18 protein-coding genes and 1 tRNA gene are annotated in these 18,703 nt (G+C 38.0%); 16 read left to right on the top strand and 3 right to left on the bottom strand.

The window, feature by feature from the left end; all coding sequences use genetic code 11:
- Positions 1-30: 30 nt before the first annotated feature.
- From B0G92_RS00765 to B0G92_RS00790, 6 genes are all read left to right on the top strand, one after another.
- The gene (locus B0G92_RS00765) at positions 31-1,875 is read left to right on the top strand and encodes a glycoside hydrolase family 13 protein (protein ID WP_101470743.1); all 1,845 of its coding nucleotides are present in this window, start codon (positions 31-33) and stop codon (positions 1,873-1,875) included.
- Positions 1,876-2,037: 162 nt separating this feature from the next.
- On the top strand, positions 2,038-2,415 hold the full coding sequence (locus tag B0G92_RS00770) for a GxxExxY protein (protein WP_101470744.1): 378 nt from the start codon (positions 2,038-2,040) through the stop codon (positions 2,413-2,415).
- A gap of 42 nt (positions 2,416-2,457) precedes the next feature.
- On the top strand, positions 2,458-3,894 hold the full coding sequence (locus tag B0G92_RS00775) for an alpha-amylase family glycosyl hydrolase (protein WP_101470745.1): 1,437 nt from the start codon (positions 2,458-2,460) through the stop codon (positions 3,892-3,894).
- A 78-nt stretch (positions 3,895-3,972) separates the two neighbouring features.
- Positions 3,973-4,839 (top strand): cupin-like domain-containing protein, encoded by an 867-nt coding sequence (locus B0G92_RS00780; RefSeq protein ID WP_056072108.1) that lies wholly within the window; start codon positions 3,973-3,975, stop codon positions 4,837-4,839.
- Positions 4,840-5,083: 244 nt separating this feature from the next.
- Entirely contained in the window at positions 5,084-5,770 is a 687-nt protein-coding gene (locus tag B0G92_RS00785) for a glycerophosphodiester phosphodiesterase (RefSeq protein ID WP_245867648.1), read from the top strand.
- Positions 5,767-6,993: a BaiN/RdsA family NAD(P)/FAD-dependent oxidoreductase gene (locus B0G92_RS00790; protein ID WP_101470746.1), complete on the top strand. Its 1,227-nt coding sequence runs from the start codon at positions 5,767-5,769 to the stop codon at positions 6,991-6,993. Before B0G92_RS00785 ends, B0G92_RS00790 begins: the two co-directional genes overlap by 4 nt.
- 16 nt (positions 6,994-7,009) lie before the next feature.
- Here B0G92_RS00790 and B0G92_RS00795 read toward each other — a convergent pair whose 3' ends face one another.
- On the bottom strand, positions 7,010-7,489 hold the full coding sequence (locus B0G92_RS00795) for a TspO/MBR family protein (protein ID WP_101471987.1): 480 nt from the start codon (positions 7,487-7,489) through the stop codon (positions 7,010-7,012).
- Between the two features lie 97 nt (positions 7,490-7,586).
- On the opposite strand from B0G92_RS00795, the gene B0G92_RS00800 reads away from it, so the two are divergent.
- From B0G92_RS00800 to B0G92_RS00820, 5 genes are all read left to right on the top strand, one after another.
- The gene (locus B0G92_RS00800) at positions 7,587-8,669 is read left to right on the top strand and encodes a diphosphomevalonate decarboxylase (protein WP_101470747.1); all 1,083 of its coding nucleotides are present in this window, start codon (positions 7,587-7,589) and stop codon (positions 8,667-8,669) included.
- Positions 8,670-8,693: 24 nt separating this feature from the next.
- A complete protein-coding gene (locus B0G92_RS00805; protein ID WP_101470748.1) occupies positions 8,694-9,632 on the top strand; it encodes a mevalonate kinase family protein in 939 nt (312 codons plus the stop codon).
- 89 nt (positions 9,633-9,721) lie between these two features.
- A complete protein-coding gene (locus tag B0G92_RS00810; RefSeq protein WP_101470749.1) occupies positions 9,722-10,681 on the top strand; it encodes a geranylgeranylglycerol-phosphate geranylgeranyltransferase in 960 nt (319 codons plus the stop codon).
- Positions 10,682-10,743: 62 nt separating this feature from the next.
- A complete protein-coding gene (locus B0G92_RS00815) occupies positions 10,744-11,655 on the top strand; it encodes a pseudouridine synthase (protein ID WP_101470750.1) in 912 nt (303 codons plus the stop codon).
- Between the two features lie 70 nt (positions 11,656-11,725).
- Complete coding sequence (locus tag B0G92_RS00820; protein ID WP_101470751.1) at positions 11,726-12,088, top strand: nuclear transport factor 2 family protein; 363 nt, start codon at positions 11,726-11,728, stop codon at positions 12,086-12,088.
- 38 nt (positions 12,089-12,126) lie between these two features.
- On the opposite strand, the gene B0G92_RS00825 is transcribed toward B0G92_RS00820, so the two are convergent.
- Both B0G92_RS00825 and B0G92_RS00830 read right to left on the bottom strand, forming a co-directional pair.
- Positions 12,127-14,268 (bottom strand): M3 family metallopeptidase, encoded by a 2,142-nt coding sequence (locus tag B0G92_RS00825; protein WP_101470752.1) that lies wholly within the window; start codon positions 14,266-14,268, stop codon positions 12,127-12,129.
- A gap of 186 nt (positions 14,269-14,454) precedes the next feature.
- Positions 14,455-14,536: transfer RNA gene (locus B0G92_RS00830), tRNA-Leu, on the bottom strand.
- A 139-nt stretch (positions 14,537-14,675) separates the two neighbouring features.
- Between B0G92_RS00830 and B0G92_RS00835 the strand changes: the two genes are divergently transcribed.
- The 5 genes from B0G92_RS00835 to B0G92_RS00855 all read left to right on the top strand — a co-directional run bounded on the left by B0G92_RS00835 (position 14,676) and on the right by B0G92_RS00855 (position 18,697).
- Positions 14,676-16,064, top strand: coding sequence for a dipeptidase (locus B0G92_RS00835; RefSeq protein WP_101470753.1), 1,389 nt, complete (start codon positions 14,676-14,678; stop codon positions 16,062-16,064).
- 4 nt (positions 16,065-16,068) lie between these two features.
- Complete coding sequence (locus B0G92_RS00840; protein WP_101470754.1) at positions 16,069-16,497, top strand: energy transducer TonB; 429 nt, start codon at positions 16,069-16,071, stop codon at positions 16,495-16,497.
- Positions 16,498-16,628: 131 nt separating this feature from the next.
- Positions 16,629-17,060: a toxin-antitoxin system YwqK family antitoxin gene (locus B0G92_RS00845; protein ID WP_101470755.1), complete on the top strand. Its 432-nt coding sequence runs from the start codon at positions 16,629-16,631 to the stop codon at positions 17,058-17,060.
- Between the two features lie 6 nt (positions 17,061-17,066).
- Complete coding sequence (locus tag B0G92_RS00850) at positions 17,067-17,438, top strand: BlaI/MecI/CopY family transcriptional regulator (RefSeq protein ID WP_101470756.1); 372 nt, start codon at positions 17,067-17,069, stop codon at positions 17,436-17,438.
- Positions 17,435-18,697: a M56 family metallopeptidase gene (locus tag B0G92_RS00855; RefSeq protein WP_101470757.1), complete on the top strand. Its 1,263-nt coding sequence runs from the start codon at positions 17,435-17,437 to the stop codon at positions 18,695-18,697. Before B0G92_RS00850 ends, B0G92_RS00855 begins: the two co-directional genes overlap by 4 nt.
- Positions 18,698-18,703 lie beyond the last annotated feature (6 nt).

Consider the following 18,703-nt stretch of genomic DNA (forward strand, 5'->3'; position numbering starts at 1 on the left):
TGCTCTGAAAGGGTTCTTAAAAACTAAACAATGAATTTTACAAAAAAAATAAACCTGTTAGTGTTCCTTTTATCGGTTTCGGCTTTCGCCCAAATTGATAAGATAGAGCCTCCTTTCTGGTACGCCGGAATGCATAACCCTGAACTTCAGATTATGTTTTACGGAAAAAACATAGCACAGTACGAAGCCTCCGTTTCTAACAATGTGGTTATCAAAAACGTGGTAAAAACTGAAAATCCTAACTACATTTTCATTACAATCGACACAAAAAATATTCCTGCTTCTGATTTTGTCTTTTCATTCAAAAACAAAAACAAGGTAGCCTTTACAAAAAAATATACGCTGAAAGCTAGACGTAAAAATTCGGCTCAGCGAAAAAGTTTTGATTCATCAGACCTAATCTATCTTATCATGCCGGACCGTTTCGCCAATGGTAATCCAAACAACGATACCGATAAATCGTTGAATGAAAAAGCAGACCGCAGCCTTCCGGGAGGTCGTCATGGCGGAGATATCGAAGGAATCATAAAACACTTAGATTATTTGGAAGAATTAGGCGTAACAGCAATTTGGAGCACACCACTTTGCGAGGACAACGATAAAGTTCATTCGTACCATACCTACGGACAGTCTGATGTGTACAAAATTGACCCGCGTTATGGAACCAATGAAGAATATGTTCGCCTTTCGGCAGAATTGAAAAAACGTAACATGAAACTCATCAAGGATTATGTGACCAACCATTGGGGTGCAGAACACTGGATGTATAAAGACCTGCCTACCTATGATTGGATTCACCAATTCCCAGGGTTTTCGCAATCTAATTATAGAATGACAACACAATTTGACACCAATGCTGCTGCTATTGATGCCAAAAACTGTATGGACGGATGGTTTGTTCCTTCCATGCCCGATTTGAATCAATCCAATCCGTTAGTCTTGAATTACCTGATACAAAATGCTATCTGGTGGATTGAATATGCTGATTTGGATGGATTTAGAGTCGACACCTATTCTTATAATGACAAAATCGGGATTGCAAAATGGACGAAAGCCATCACCGACGAATATCCGTATTTCAACATTGTAGGCGAAGTCTGGATGCATGACCAGGCTCAGATGTCGTATTGGCAAAAAGACAGTCCAATCAGTGCCATACAGAGTTATAACTCCTACCTGCCAAGCGTTATGGATTTTACATTGCACGATGCTTTTGGAAATGTTTTCAACGAAGACAAAGCCACGTGGAATGATGGGATGATTAAGGTATACGATAATTTCGCCAATGATTTTTTATATCCTAACGTAAACAACCTTCTGACTTTTGTAGAAAACCACGATACCGGAAGATTTAACCACATCTACAAAAACGATTTCAGGAAATACCAGATGGCTATGGCGTTAATCGCTACCGTGCGCGGAATTCCGCAAATCTATTATGGTTCCGAAATCGGAATGGCGGGAGACAAAGGAAAAGGAGATGCCGATATCCGTCAGGATTTTCCGGGTGGATGGACAGGTGATAAAAACAACGCTTTCACCAAAGCCGGAAGAACGGAAGAGCAAGCTAAGTTTTTTGACTTCTCTTCAAAATTATTCCAATGGAGAAAAGGGAAATCCGTTATCCATTCCGGTAAAATGACACATTACATCCCGGAGGATAATGTGTATGTTTATTTCAGATATAATGACAATGAAACCGTGATGGTAATCATCAACAATGCTGCTCAGCCAAAAACATTTAAGACCGCACGTTTTCAGGAAAACATCAAAGACTTTACGTCAGGAAAAGATGTGCTGACAGGAAAATCTATTAATGTAAAAGAAGATATAAGTATAGAAGAAAAATCAGTCCTGATATTGGAGTTAAAATAAATTAATCTCGCAAAGGCGCAGAGACGCAAAGTTTTTCCCTTTGTTGCTTTTGGGTATTGCAGAAGGAAAGAAAGACTCTTTCAAATGCGGAAGAACAAAATTTCATAAATTGCATATCTCTGCATAAAGAATAAACGCCATAAATAATTAATATCTGCCAAAATGAAAGAAAACGAATTATCTCGAATCATAGTTAATTTATGCTTCGAAATACACACAAAATTAGGGCCTGGTCTTTTAGAAAGTGTCTATGAAGCAATTCTAGTTTATGAACTTACAGAAATGGGGTTGAAAGTTGAAAGACAAAAATCACTACCCGTAATCTGGAATGACATAACGATGAGTATTGGTTTCAGAGCAGATATAATTGTAGAAAATTTAGTACTCATAGAAATAAAATCTGTTGCAGAGATTGCGCAGGTACATTTAAAACAAGTATTGACCTATCTAAAAATAACAGGATTAAAATTGGGGTTGCTGGTCAACTTTAACGAACCCTTAATCAAAAACGGAATCAAAAGAATAGTGAACAACTTATAATCTTTGCGTCTCTGCGACTTTGCGAGAACAAAAACGAAATCTATGAAAAAAACAATCTTATTAGCTGTAGCATTAGCGGCTTTTATCAGCTGCAAAGACGACAAAAAAACAGAAGGAACAACCGCTGCAAAAACAGAAACTATTGCCCCGATAACGGATGCAACAGCAGAAAATGCGGTTATTTATGAAGCCAACATTCGTCAATATTCACCAGAAGGAACTTTTAATGCTTTTACGAAAGACATTCCGGAATTGAAAAAATTGGGTGTAAAAATTATTTGGCTGATGCCTATCTATCCTATTTCGATGAAAAACAGGAAAGCTACCGGAGAACTTTCTGTAGAAGACATTAAAGACCCGAAAGAAAAGGCCAAATACTTAGGAAGTGCTTATGCCATATCAGACTATACGGCTATCAATCCGGATTACGGAACCAAAGAAGATTTCAGGAATCTGGTAAAAACAGCCCATGAAAATGGTATGTATGTCATTCTTGACTGGGTAGCAAACCACACCGGATGGGACCATAAATGGATTACGGAACATCCGGAATACTACCATAAAAATGCAAAAGGTGAAGTAACCGACCCTCTTAATCCGGAAACAGGGAAATCATGGGGTTGGACAGATGTTGCTCATTTGAATTATGCCAACAAGGAACTTCACAAAGCCATGGAAAACGAAATGTTATATTGGGTAAAAGAAGAAAATATCGACGGTTTCCGTTGTGATGTTGCAGACAATGTTCCTGCCGAATTCTGGCAAAAGGCAATTCCTGAACTGCGAAAAGTGAAACCTGTATTCATGCTGATGGAATCCAACAAAAATTATCTTTTAAAAGATGGACTTTTTGATATGGGATATGGCTGGGAAGCGCACCACGTGATGAACGACATTAACAAAGGCACAAAAACAGTCAAAGACCTGGATAACGTATTTGATAAAATTGCTAAAGAATATGAGAAGAATGATTTTTTCATGAACTTCACTTCAAATCATGACGAAAATTCATGGAACGGAACCGAATATGAAAGAATGGGTGACGGCGTAGAAGCTTTTACGGCACTAACCTACCTGATGCCGGGAATGCCGCTTATCTATACAGGTCAGGAATATGACCTGAAACACCGATTGAAATTCTTCGAAAAAGACTCAATCCCTAAAACAAAGGCAAAAATGTTCCCTATCTATGAAAAATTGGGTGAATTAAAAAACAACAATATTGCCTTGAATGGCGGTAAAAATGCGGCTTCTTTCAAACGTTTGGCAACTTCAAACGATACGAATGTTCTTGCTTTTGAAAGAGAAAAAGAAAATCAGAAAGTTTTCTTTATTGGAAACCTATCTAAAAAAGACCAGCAATTCACGGCTCCGGTTGAAGGCACATTTACCAATTATATGACCGGCGAGAAAATAACATTGGCAAAAGACCAGAAATTCAGTTTCAAGCCTTGGCAATATTATATTTTGGTTAAATAAAAAAGTAATAATTATTATTTAGAATGTTTAAAAATGCTAATTTAGTGGTTCCGTAGAAACAACTTAGCATTTTTAAACATGGCCTTTGAATATATAGAAATAGAAAGGGTTGAAAGACTTACAAAGAAAGAGTTTATCGAAAACTATTATAAGCCTCAAAAACCTGTAGTAATTACAAATCAGATTGAAGACTGGCCCGCTTTTTCCAAATGGAATTTCAAATTTCTCAGAGAAGTAGCCGGCGATAAGACAGTTCCTCTTTATGACAGCAGGAAAACGGATTATACTAAAAAAGTAAACGAGCCGGATTTCAAAATGACCATGTCGGAATATATCGACATTCTGGAAAAAGGCCCAACCGATTTGCGTATTTTTCTATACAATCTGATGAAAGATGTGCCTTCTTTGAAAGCGGATATGAGATGGCCCCAGTTAGGACTTCGATTGATAAAAAGCCTTCCCTTAGTTTTCTTTGGAGGCGAAGACGCCAAAGTCTTTATGCATTATGATATTGATTTCCCTAATATTTTCCATATCCATTTTGAAGGAAAAAAACAATGCGTTCTCGTTGACCCAAAAGAAACGAAATACATGTACAGACTTCCTTATTCCTGGATTTGCAATGAAGACATTGATTTTGACAATCCCGATTTTGAAAAATTCCCGGCACTTAAAATGGTGAAGCCATACATAACCAATCTACAGCATGGTGAAATGCTTTATATGCCTGAAGGTTGGTGGCATTATATGAAATACCTAACGCCTGGCTTTTCGTTAAGTTTGCGTTCATTGGCAGGAAGACCAACTAACCTGCTCAAAGGTTTGGCGAACGTTGCAGTCATACGTCATTATGACAACTGGATGCGAAAACGCAAAGGGCAAGCCTGGCTGGATTATAAAGATGCCGAAGCCATACGCAGAACCAACGAACTGCTGAAAAAATAATAAAATGCCCTGTATCACGCAGGGCATTTCTTTTTTTAGATACAGGCAAGCTATTACCAATCAGCACAAGACACGAGATTTCCTTTATGAACTTTGCGGCTCTGCGTCTTTGCGAGCAATTATTTTCACGCAAAGACGCAGAGCCGCAAAGCATGGGATATAGATAACTTAAAATTTCCTATAATGACTTAAACTTTTGTCAGGCATATCCAAAAACTTTACTTTTACCGATTAAAAGTCAGTCTTGAAAAAAATACTCAATATCGGACATCGCGGCGCCAAAGGCCATGAACCTGAAAACACGCTTCCTTCATTCCAAAAAGCTTTCGACCTGCATGCTGACGGAATCGAATTGGATGTCCATATCTGCAAGACTGGCGAACTGGTCGTTATCCATGATTTTACGGCAGACCGTACCACTAATGGTTCCGGTGCCATTTCTGAGTTGACACTTTCCGAAATAAAAGCATTGCGTATTAACGGACATATTGAAGTCCCCACTTTAGAAGAAGTGATTGAATTAGCCGGTAAAAACTGCCTTATCAATATTGAACTAAAAGGCCGTCATACGGCAAAACCCGTTTCGCATCTTATTGAAAAGTATATTCTTGAAAATGACTACAGCTGCGAAAACTTTATTGTTTCCAGCTTTCAAAGGGAAGAACTCGAAATGATGCACATCATCAATCCGAAAATACATTTGGGTGTATTGTCACAGGCAAGCGTAGCACAAGCCTTGGAATGGGCCACTGCTTTTTCTGCCAAAGCAATACATCCCCATTTCAGCCTCCTGACAGAAGAAAACGTACAACAGGCACAAAAACAGGGTTTCAAAGTCTACACCTGGACAGTTAATGAAATTGAGGATATTGAGAGAGTAAAAACGTATAATGTTGATGGAATCATTACCGATTTCCCGGAAAAAATATGAGCACTAATTTCGACATAATCATCGTTGGCGGAGGAGCCGGAGGTTTTTTTACAGCCATAAACTGTGCGGAGAAAAATCCGAAATTGAAAATCGCTATATTGGAACGCGGCAAGGAAGTCCTGACAAAAGTCCGTATTTCCGGTGGCGGACGATGCAATGTAACACACGCCTGTTTTGTTCCGAATGAATTGGTAAAGTTTTATCCGCGTGGTGAAAAGGAACTTCGTGGTCCGTTTCACCAATTTTGTTCGGGTGATACCATTGAGTGGTTTGAAAAGCATGGTGTTGAATTAAAAATTGAAGATGACGGCCGCATGTTTCCCGTTTCCAATTCCTCACAAACCATTATCGACTGCTTTACGGCTGCCACAAAAAAATTAGGAATTCAGGTCTTGACAGGGCAAAGCGTACAATCTATCTACAAATCAAATGCAGATGAAGGGAGTTTTTGGAAAATCGAGACCCAAAACCAACAGTATTTCTGCGAAAAATTAGTACTGGCCACCGGAAGCAATCCAAAAATGTGGGACATGCTTCAGGAATTTGGACATACTATTGTAAGTCCGGTACCATCCCTCTTTACATTTAATATAAAAGACCCACGCATCAAAGAACTGCCTGGCGTTTCAGCACAAGTTTCCGTAAAAGTTAAAGATACAAAACTGACTTCTACAGGCCCCTTACTCGTAACACATTGGGGAATGAGCGGCCCGGCAATCTTAAAACTATCAGCCTGGGGAGCACGAATCTTATTTGAGAAAAACTATCAGTTCACCATTTTTGTCAATTGGCTTAACGATGTCGATACTGAAGAAGCCGAATCTATTTTAAAAGAATTAAAACTGGAACATTCCAAAAAAGCAGTCTCAAAAAAATCGCCTTTTGATTTTCCAAACCGCTTATGGGAAAGTCTGGTTTTGGCTTCAGGAATTTATGAAGAGACAAAATGGGCCGATTTATCCAAAAACCAATTACAGAATCTGGCCAATCAATTGACAAAAGCACAATTCCAGGTCAATGGAAAAAGTACTTTTAAAGAAGAATTTGTTACAGCCGGAGGAATTGACCTTAAAGAAATCAATTTCAAAACAATGGAAAGCAAAATCCATCCCAATTTATTCTTTGCGGGAGAAATTACCAATATTGATGCAATCACCGGCGGATTTAATTTTCAAAATGCCTGGACCAGCGGATTTATTGTGGCAAACTCTATTAGCCAATAGCAGTGTAAAACAACCTTTATTGGTTCAGCCACCAGATACTGGCATTCAACACCATGGCAAAACCTACCCAAGACAAATACGGGATAAACAGATAGCCTGCAAACCGGTTAATTTTGGCGAACTTGGCATAGGTTTCATAAATCATCAGCCAAAGCAGCACAATTTCAAACAACGCAAGCAATGGATTTTTGAGCCCAAAGAACAAATACGACCACAAGGCATTTAATGCTAATTGGATAGCAAAAAACAGCATCCCCTTTTTGACTTCTTCTTTCCGGGGAGAATCAATTTCATGCCAAACCAGTCCGCCTGCAATTCCCATCATAACGTAAAGAATAGTCCAGACAGGAGCAAAAATCCAATTGGGCGGATTAAAAACTGGTTTTTCAATCAAAGGATACCAGCTTTCTACTGCCGGTCTTGTTACCAGACTTGAAAAATAACCTACTGTGAGACAGGTTGCTGTCAAAACTAAAATTCGCGTGTATCTGTTCATTTTTGCTTTTTTAACAAATTTAGTTATTTTCACAGATTAGCCCTAATGCAGACTTCGATTTGGGCAAAAAAAGTATCTTTGCACAAATTCATAAATTATGATTTCGGAAAAGGATTTTATTCCGTCAGAATATACCCGTTCAATAGAAAAAGGAAATTTCAAATGGAGCGCGCCAAGCAATATTGCTCTGGTAAAATATTGGGGGAAAAAGGACAACCAGATTCCTGCCAATCCATCCATAAGTTTTACGCTCAACAATTGCAAAACCATTACTTCACTGGCTTTTGAAAAAAGAGAGCCGGATGGAAATTTTTCATTTGACCTGCTGTTCGAAGGAAAACCAAAAGAAGATTTCAAACCTAAAATCCGGAAGTTCTTCGAAAGAATTGAATCCTACCTGCCGTTTCTTAAAGAATATCATTTCACTATCAATACAGAAAATACGTTTCCCCATAGTTCAGGAATTGCTTCTTCTGCATCGGGAATGGCAGCTCTTGCTGTAAACCTGATGAGTATTGAAAAGGAATTGAATCCTGAAATGACAGAAGATTACTTCAATCAAAAAGCTTCTTTCCTGGCAAGATTAGGTTCAGGTAGCGCTTGTCGAAGCGTAAAAGGAAGTATTGTTATTTGGGGAAATCATGAAGAAACCGAAGGAAGTTCAGATTTATTTGGGGTAGAGTTCTCTCGCAATATCCATCCTATTTTTAAAAACTATCAGGATACTATATTATTAGTTGACAAAGGTGAAAAACAGGTGTCAAGCACGGTTGGGCATGACCTGATGCACAATCATCCTTATGCCGAAAAACGATTTGAGCAGGCACATATAAACCTGTCTAAAATAAAAACACTATTGGAATCCGGCGATTTGCAGGAATTCATCCGGATAGTAGAAAGTGAGGCCTTAACCTTGCATGCGATGATGCTGACTTCTATGCCGTATTATATACTAATGAAACCTAATACGCTGGAAATCATAAACCGTATCTGGAAATTTAGAAATGAAACCAATATTCCGGTTTGTTTTACGTTAGATGCAGGAGCCAATGTCCATATTCTGTATCCCGAAAACGTTAGAGAAGAAGTTTTAGAATTAATTAAGAATGAATTAGTTGGCTTTTGCCAAAACTCGCAATATATTTGCGATGAAATTGGATTTGGCGCAAAAAAATTGTAATTTTAACAAAATTCAAGAGCAGACATGAAAGGACCATTATTTTACTCCAAAATATTACTCTTCGGTGAACACGCGATTAACAAAGGTTCCCGGGGTTTGTCCATTCCCTATAATTTTTTCAATGGCGGACTGAAAGTAGATAACAATCTTTCGGATGAAGCCCAAAAATCCAATGCCAGCCTGAAACGCTTCGTGGCTTATCTTGAGACCATGCAGCAGGAAAATCCGGAATTGGTGACATTTAATATTGAACTGCTAAAGCGCAATGTTGAAGCCGGAATGTATTTTGATTCCAGTATTCCACAAGGTTACGGAATTGGAAGCAGCGGTGCTTTAGTTGCTGCCGTTTATGACCAGTATGCCGAAAACAAAATCACGGTTCTGGAAAACCTGACACGTGAAAAGCTGCTGAAACTGAAGCAGATTTTCTCAAAAATGGAATCTTTTTTCCATGGTACGAGCTCCGGACTGGACCCGTTAAACAGCTATTTGAGCATTCCTATATTAATCAATTCACACGACAATATTGAAGCTACCGGAATTCCTACCCAAAGTCTGGAAGGAAAAGGAGCCGTATTTTTATTGGATTCCGGAATGGTAAAAGAAACTGCTCCAATGGTAAGCATTTTCATGGAAAGCCTGAAAGACAAAGGCTTTAGGGCTATGGTGAAAAACCAGTTCGTAAAATACACTGATGCCAGCATTGATGATTTCCTTCATGGTGATATCAAATCATTGCTTTCCAATACAAAAAAGCTTTCCAAAGTTGTCCTGAACAATTTCAAGCCAATGATTCCGGAGCAATTCCACGGAATCTGGCAAAAAGGATTGGATTCAAATGACTACTACCTGAAATTATGCGGTTCAGGCGGAGGCGGCTATATCCTTGGATTTACGCACGATTATGAAAAAGCAAAAGAAGCACTGAAAGATTATAAATTAGAAGTAGTCTATCAGTTTTAACCAAAACTCCCAATCAAGCAGCAAAAACAAACAAGCCGTCAGGATATGGCATAGTATTTTTTACCTTAAACTTAAATAGCGCACCTGAAATGTTAAGCAGAAAAAACAAACTTCTAGTAATGAAAATTATCAGTTTGTTTTCTGTAGTACGCGGCTATAATATTCCTGTCATTGTTCTTGCCCAGTATCTTTCAGCTATATTTATATTGGCTCCGGAAAACACAAGAGCCTTAGATGTTATTCTGGATTTTAACCTCTTTATCCTTGTTCTGGTTTCCAGTTTCTGTATTGCTTCAGGCTATATCATCAATAACTTTTATGATGCACAGAAAGATTTAATTAACAGGCCTAACAAATCCATGCTGGACAGATTGGTAAGTCAGAAAACCAAGCTATATGTCTATTTCGGATTAAACTTCCTGGCGGTATTCCTTGCCTATTTCGTTTCATGGAGAGTCAGCATTTTCTATTCGTCTTATATTTTCCTGATCTGGTTCTATTCCCATAAGCTGAAAAAATATCCTATAATTGGAAATCTTACCGCCTCACTATTGGCTATCTTTCCGTTCTTCGGAATTCTTTTGTATTTCTTCAAAGGACAATATCAGGAATATGACTGGCAGAAAATAGGAATCATATTCAGCCACGCAAGTTTCCTGTTCTTACTAATCCTGATTCGGGAAATGGTTAAGGACCTCGAAAACATGAAAGGCGATTTTGTAAGCGATTACAAAACTATTCCCGTAGTGTATGGTGAATCCGTATCAAAAAAAGCCATTACCGTACTCACCCTGCTAACCATTATTCCCGTCTATATTTTAGTAGATGTTTACGAAGTAGGCTATATGGTTATTTATTTCTATCTCTGCCTCATGGCGCTGATTTTTTTTCTGTTGAAACTTTGGAAATCAAATACCCGCAATGAGTTCTTAAAGCTCCACAATCTATTAAAATTCATTATTGTAGCAGGCGTTTTTTGCATCGTATTAATCGAGCCGGCCGTACTATGGCACGGAAAGAAAATACTTTTGGCTATCAATTTTCGCTAACTTTCACTTCTATGGGCTTTTAAAGCCTCCAATTCGCTATCTTTGCACAAATTTAGACGCGAATGAACAAGAATGAAGGAGGCAACAGACGCAATGCCTCAAACCGAACAGGAGGAAAAAGCAGTTTTGGAAAATCAAAACCGCCATTGCCAAAAAGAGCCCAGGGACCTAAAAAAAATAAGCCTGCTTCTTTTAAAGCTGCTGATTCAGCGAGTGAAAAAACGGATAAGAAACCAAATCAGGCTCCAAAAAGACAGAAAGCATCAGATGAAATGCGCTTAAACAAATACATCTCCAATTCCGGAGTATGTTCGCGTCGCGATGCTGATATCTACATAAAATCCGGAAACGTAAAGGTAAACGGAGTTACCGTTACCGAAATGGGATATCTTGTCAAAGCTACTGATGTAGTAAATTTTGACGGTGCCTTACTAACTCCGGAAAAGAAAGAATACATCCTCCTAAACAAGCCGAAAAACTTCACAACCTCTTTAGACGAAGGTTTTGAACACAGAAATGTTTCGGAACTGGTTAGAGGTGCTACAAAATCTGTCTTGTCGCCTGTAGGCCGCATGGATAAAAACACAACAGGCCTGCTATTGTTTACCAACGATACAGACATGATTCGTAAATTCACAATTCCGAATCAAAAATCGTCAAAAATCTATCAGGTATCCTTAGATAAAAACCTGAAGTTTGAGGATTTGGAAAAAATCGGAAAAGGCATGATGATAGAAAACCATCGTGTCAATGTTGAGGAAATCAGCTATATTGACGACGAACCAAAAAGCGAAATCGGACTAAAACTACGCACAGCCAATGTAAAAGTAGTACGCCATATTTTCGAACACCTGGGTTATGATGTTCTTAGAATTGACCGTGTCGTATTTGCCGGACTTACCAAGAAAAACCTACCCAGAGGAAATTGGAGATTCCTGACAGAACAGGAAATTATCAATTTGAAAAATATATAATGCATCAAAGTCCCAAAATCAAGTTTGGGACTTTTTGTTTTTGTAGCTTTGTTCCTCTATTAAAAACACTATGACACCTGAAATATTGCAATCTATCGCATTTAAATGGTTTGATGCGTTCAACTCACACCAACTTGAAAAACTTTTAGACCTGTATGACGACGAAGCAAAACATTTCAGTCCGAAGTTAAAAATCAGGAAGCCTGAAACCAACGGATACGTGACCGGAAAACAGGCTCTTCGCGAATGGTGGAAAGATGCTTTTGAGCGTCTGCCTTCTTTGCATTATAAGGTTACTTCTCTAACAGCCAACAACGACCGTGTTTTTATGGAATACATAAGAACAGTCGATGGAGAAGACGATATGCTGGTAGCAGAAGTCCTGGAAGTAAAAAACGAAAAGATTATCGCTTCACGAGTCTATCACGGATAAAGAAAAAGCCCTTGTTGTTCAAGGGCTTTTTCTTTGTATTAACCTCTAATCTTTTTAGCAGGTTCTTCTTTTTTATCAAGTCCGCGTTTTCTTAACAGCGGCTCCACACTTGGTTCGGCTCCACGGAATCGCTTATACAAAACCATCGGGTCTTCGGTTCCTCCTTTTTCAAGTACATTTTTTCGGAATAATTTTGCCTTTTCCGGATTGAAAAGATTGGTCGTCTTAAAGGCTTCAAAAGCATCCGTATCCAAAACTCCCGACCAGATATAGCTGTAATAACCCGAAGAATAACCTCCTGAAAAAATATGGCTGAAATACGTACTTCTGTATCTTGGAATAATCGCATCGATTAGTCCGATTTTCTTCATGGAATTTTTCTCAAACGAATTGGCATCCAACTGGATTGCGGCTGTTTGTGTATGGTAATCCATATCCAGGAAAGAAGCCGCAAGATATTCTACTGTGGCAAATCCCTGGTCAAAAGTTCCTGACTTCTGTAATTTCTGAATCAGCGCATCCGGAATAACTTCTCCTGTCTTATAATGCTTTGCATACATTTTTAAAACTTCAGGCTCGGCAGCCCAGTTTTCCATAATTTGTGATGGCAACTCAACAAAATCTCTTGGCACGCTTGTACCGGCAAGGCTTTTATAGGTAACATTCGAAAGTAACCCGTGTAACGCATGCCCAAATTCGTGGAAAAAAGTAGTAACCTCATCAAAAGTCAACAAGGCCGGCGTATCGCCTGTTGGTTTTGTAAAATTACATACAATAGAAATCACCGGAGCTTTCCTTTGTCCGTTAACCGTTTTCTGGCTTCTGTAGGATGTCATCCAGGCACCGCCTCTTTTCGAAGCTCTTGGAAAGAAATCCATATACAGAATTCCCACATGCGTTCCGTCTGCTTCTGTAACTTCCCAAACCGTAACCTCATCATGGTATTTTGGCACATCGTTCAGTTGCTTGAATTTTAAACCGTATAATTTTTCGGTCACCTGAAAAATACCATTTCTGGTGTTATCAAGACTAAAATAAGGTTTCAGTTCCTGCTCATCCAAATCAAAACGCTGCTTTCTGATTTTTTCGGTGTAATATCTCCAGTCGTAAGGCTTTACTTTATCTTTAACTCCATCCTTATCCATCATCTTTTGAATATCTGACGCTTCTGTCTTAGCAATCGCCAAAGCAGGTTTCCATAAATCATTCAAAAGTTTTGCTACATTTTCAGGGTTTTTGGCCATCGATTCTTCCAGTACATAGGCTGCATGAGATTTATAGCCTAACAATCTTGCCTTTTCTCCCCGAAGATTGGCCAACTTGATTGCGTTTTCTTTATTATCCAGTGCATCATCATGGTTACCACGTGTTTGGTAGGCATTCCAGATTTCCTCACGTAACTTTCTGTTCGAACTGTATTGAAGGAATGGCATCACACTGGAATTAGAAAGCGTAAAAACCCAGTTCCCTTCCTTGCCCTTTGCCTTTGCGTCGTCTGCCGCCGTATTTATCAATTCCTGAGGCAGTCCGGCCAAATCTTTTTTATCTGTGATTACCAGCTCATATTTGTTAGTTTCGGCCAATATATTTTGTCCGTATTTTAAAGAGGTCATCGAAAGTTCTGCGTTTATCTTACGAAGCTTTTCTTTATCGGCAGTGGCTAAATTCGCTCCACTTCTAACAAATGCCTTATGCAGGTTTTCAAGAATTTTTGCCTGTTCGGGATTCAATCCTAAAGATTCTTTTTTATCCCAGATTGCCTTTACTCTGGCAAACAATTTTTCATTCAGGTAAATATTATCGCTATGAGCCGCGAGATTTGGAGAAACCTCTTTGGCTATTTTTTGCATTTCCTCGTTTGTATTGGCTCCGTTCAGGTTAGAGAATACGATGTTCACATTCGCTAATAGTTCTCCTGCATTTTCCATAGCCAATATGGTATTTTCAAAAGTGGGAGCAGCCGTATTGTTTGCAATAGCATTAATTTCGGCTTCGTGCCTTTTTATTCCTTCTAAAATAGCCGGTTTGAAATGTTCATTTTTAATCTTATCAAAAGGAGGTACTTCGTATGGCGTACTATACGGCTGAAAAAACGGATTCATATTTTGCTTGTTTTCTTGTGCTTCAATTGTCAGCATATTTCCAATAGCCAACAAAATGAAAAAGGATTTTTTTCTCATCTAAAAAATTTATTGAAGCGTAAATTTAGCACAAAATGGCTTTTTAAGCAGGCTTGAGAATGTTAATTAAACCCAAAAAATACCTTTTTATCTTATAGAGAGACAACCTTCAAAAAAGAGTTTGAGGCTTCGGTTTAAAACAAACAAAAAAGCCTGTCTACTTGACGTAAACAGGCTAACCTTTTGTGCGGGTAATAGGACTCGAACCTACACACCTTGCGGCACCAGATCCTAAGTCTGGCGTGTCTACCAATTTCACCATACCCGCAGTAGACATTTGATCTTGACTATTGTCTCAATCGAGGTGCAAATATAGTCATAGTTTTGAACTTTCAAATAAAAAATTAAAAAAAATTAAAAATTCTTTTTTTGTATTTTTGGCAGACAACATATCAATTTTACCTTTCATGGATACTTTAAAAGATTACGTTCAGAAAAACAAAGAACGTTTCCTCAACGAACTTATTGATTTACTGAAGATTCCATCTGTCAGTGCAGATTCTGCCTACTCCCAAGATGTTATCGATACCGCTAACGCTGTCAAAGCAAGCCTCGAAAAAGCAGGCTGTGATTTTGTTGAAATTTGCGACACCCCAGGATACCCTATCGTTTACGGAGAAAAAATAATTGACAAAAACCTGCCAACAGTATTGGTTTACGGGCATTATGATGTGCAGCCACCAGATCCGTTGGATTTATGGACTTCGCCTCCTTTTGAACCGGTTATCAAAAAAACAGAGTTACATCCGGAAGGCGCTATTTTCGCCAGAGGTGCCTGTGACGACAAAGGACAGATGTATATGCACGTTAAGGCTTTGGAATATATGGTGCAAACCAATAACCTGCCATGTAACGTGAAATTCATGATTGAAGGTGAAGAAGAAGTTGGTTCGGCTAGCTTAAGCTGGTTTGTGGAAAGAAACCAGGAAAAACTCAAAAATGACGTAATCCTGATTTCTGACACGGGAATGATTTCCAATACACAACCATCAATTACAACTGGATTGCGCGGATTAAGTTATGTGGAAGTGGAAGTTACAGGACCAAATCGCGATTTACATTCCGGATTATATGGTGGTGCAGTAGCCAACCCTATCAATGTTTTAGCCAAAATGATTGCCTCGCTTCATGATGAAAACAATCACATCACGATTCCGGGCTTCTATGATAAGGTTGAAGAACTTTCTGATGCCGAAAGAGCAGAAATGGCAAAAGCGCCTTTCTCTTTAGAAGACTATAAAAAAGCGCTTGACCTTAACGACATTTATGGCGAAAAAGGCTATACAACCAATGAAAGAAACTCTATCCGTCCTACTTTAGATGTTAATGGAATCTGGGGAGGCTATACCGGAGAAGGCGCAAAAACAGTTATTGCCAGCAAGGCCTATGCTAAAATTTCGATGCGTCTGGTTCCAAATCAGGACTGGCATGAAATTACTGAACTATTCACAAAACACTTTGAGAGCATTGCTCCAAGCGGCGTAAAAGTAAAAGTGAAACCGCATCACGGTGGTCAGGGTTATGTGACTCCAATTGACAGCATTGGTTATCAGGCAGCGGCAAAAGCCTATAACGAAAGCTTTGGCGTACAGCCAATTCCTGTTCGTTCCGGAGGCAGTATTCCAATTGTAGCTTTGTTTGAAAAAGAATTAAAAAGCAAGACTATTTTAATGGGATTCGGTTTGGATAGCGATGCCATTCACTCACCTAACGAACATTTTGGTGTATTCAATTATTTAAAAGGAATTGAAACTATCCCGTTGTTTTATAAGTATTTTGTAGAATTGTCGAAATAAATACATGCTTAAAAAATTTCTATTTAGTGTAGTTTTCTCAATGGCTTTTACAATGGCTTGTATTGCCCAGCAAACTGAAACAGTGCAAAATCCTACATCTGTTGCTGAAAATGCAGTAGCGGTTTTTCCTAAATTCCAAGGTGGTGATCATAAATTATCGCTTAGTAAATATGCGATGAAACACTATGTAATACCTAACGGTTTCCAGGGAAAAGGAGTATTGATTGTAGATTTTACAATTGACACCAAGGGCAAAGTAAAAAACATTAGAGTCATAAATGACCTTGGTTATGGATCTGCTGAATCAGCAATCAAACTTTTAAAAAAGATGCCTCGATGGACTCCTGCCTATAACGCCAAGGGAGAGCCAATAGAGTTTATAAATCAGCTAAAAATTACAATGAGTAACCTCTCACAGCCAATTCAGCACTAACTCATTAATAAATCAAATAAAAATCCGCCCAGAAATGAGCGGATTTTTTTATTTCAAAAAAAAAAATTCATTCTACACTTGTAGAATTAAATTTTATTTCTACATTTGTAGAGTAATTACAAAACTATAGAATGAGGATTATAAAAATAACACCCTCAATTTCAGCGTTATTATTCATTTTAATATTATCTGGTTGCAAAACCAATCGGATTCGAAACAATGAACGTGTTGGAAGATGGGTTGAATATGACACCATAGATGGTAAAATATATAAAAGCGTTGGAAGATTCCGCGACGGAATAGGGAAAGGCATCCACCGACAGTTTTCCGACAAAAAGTTAGTCCGGGAAGAAAAATATAAAAATGACATTTGCCATACTATATACTATTATGATAATGGCAAGATAATGACAGAAGGAAATACAAAAATGGTCGTAACAGATGAAGAAATCCATTGGTTTTACAACGGCGACTGGAAATTTTATGATGAAAACGGGCAGCTGTTAGGAATCAGGACCTATGAAAACGGCAATGTAATTAATGAAATAGAAATACAACAATAAAATACCATGCAACTATCCAACTCAGAAGAACAATTGATGCAGCACCTTTGGAAACTGGAAAAAGGTTTTATGAAAGACCTGCTTGAATGTTATCCGGATCCAAAACCAGCCACAACAACCATTGCTACCTTATTAAAAAGGATGGCCGATAAAAAATTTATAGCTTATAATGAAATTGGTAACTCAAGGGAGTATTATCCTTTGGTTGAAAAATCGGATTATTTTTCGAAACATGTAAACGGGCTGATTAAAAACTTTTTTAATAATTCAGCCTCGCAATTTGCTTCTTTCTTTACTAAAGAAACGAATCTGACACAAAAAGAACTGGAAGAACTCCAAAAGATTATCGACAAAGAAATTCAAAAAAAGAAAAAATGATCGGCTTTCTAATCAAATCGTCACTTTGCCTGGCTATCCTTTTGGGCGTTTATATTCTCTTTCTGGAAAAAGAGAAAATGAACGTTTTCAACAGAGTTTATCTTTTGGCCAGTTTGGCGGTTTCGTTTGCAATCCCGTTTATCCAATTTGAACCTATACATGAAGAATTACAGCAAAATCTGATTCCGTATGCCGTTCAAACAATACAGGCACAAGCTATTTCGATAGAACAGCAATCCGATTATTCTGTATGGGTTTTATGGATTTTGTATGGGATCATAACCTCACTTTTCCTTTTTCGATTTATCAAAAACCTATTGTCAATTACCAAAAAGATACAGTCCAATCCAAAGAAAAAATTTGAAATTTCAACTTTGGTTCTGGTCAAAGAAAAAATAGTGCCTCACACCTTTCTGAATTATATATTCATTAATAAAGAAGATTATGAAAACCGAAATGTAGAGGAAGAATTATATACTCATGAATTAACACATGTACGACAAAAACATACAATTGATGTCTTAGTAATTGAAATTTTAAAAACCCTGTTTTGGTTCAATCCAATCCTGATTTTTTACAAAAAAGCAATACAACTCAACCACGAATTTCTTGCAGATGCAAAAGTCGTGAAATCCTATAATAATGTTCCTTTTTACCAAAACCTGCTTTTGGAAAAGGCATCTTGGAACAGCAACTCTTACTTGGCCAGTAACTTGAATTTTTTAGTAACCAAAAAAAGATTAATTATGATGACTAAAACCACATCAAAATCGAGAGCTCTGCTCACAAAATTATCGGTACTGCCAATTTTAGCTGGTCTGATTTCCTTCTCATGTTTTGAAACAGATAATCAAAAAGAGGTAACTGAAGTAGTAGCCAAAAAGCAAATCATAAAAGTAGAAGAGCCAACAATGGGAGAGCAAGAAACACAGAAAGTTTATGAAGCTTCGCCAGGAAAATCAGATGATGGGCTCTCAGTACCAAAATTTCCAGGCGGTTTACAAGCTTTTTTCAAATTTGTTAAAAAAGAATACCAGATACCTTCCGGTTTTAAAGGAAAAGGGAATCTCATTGCTTCTTTTGTAGTTGAAACTGACGGAAGCTTATCCGATATCAAAATCGTAAAAGATTTAGGAAAGGGAACAGCGGAAGAATTATTGAGATTGTTAAAAACCTCTCCAAAATGGCAGCCAGGAACTTTAAAAGGAAAGGCAGTAAGAGTTAAATACAATGTGCCAATACATTTAAATACAGTCTAAAAAACT

It is taken from the genome of Flavobacterium lindanitolerans (genome assembly GCF_002846575.1).
GTDB classification, from domain to species: Bacteria; Bacteroidota; Bacteroidia; order Flavobacteriales; family Flavobacteriaceae; genus Flavobacterium; species Flavobacterium lindanitolerans.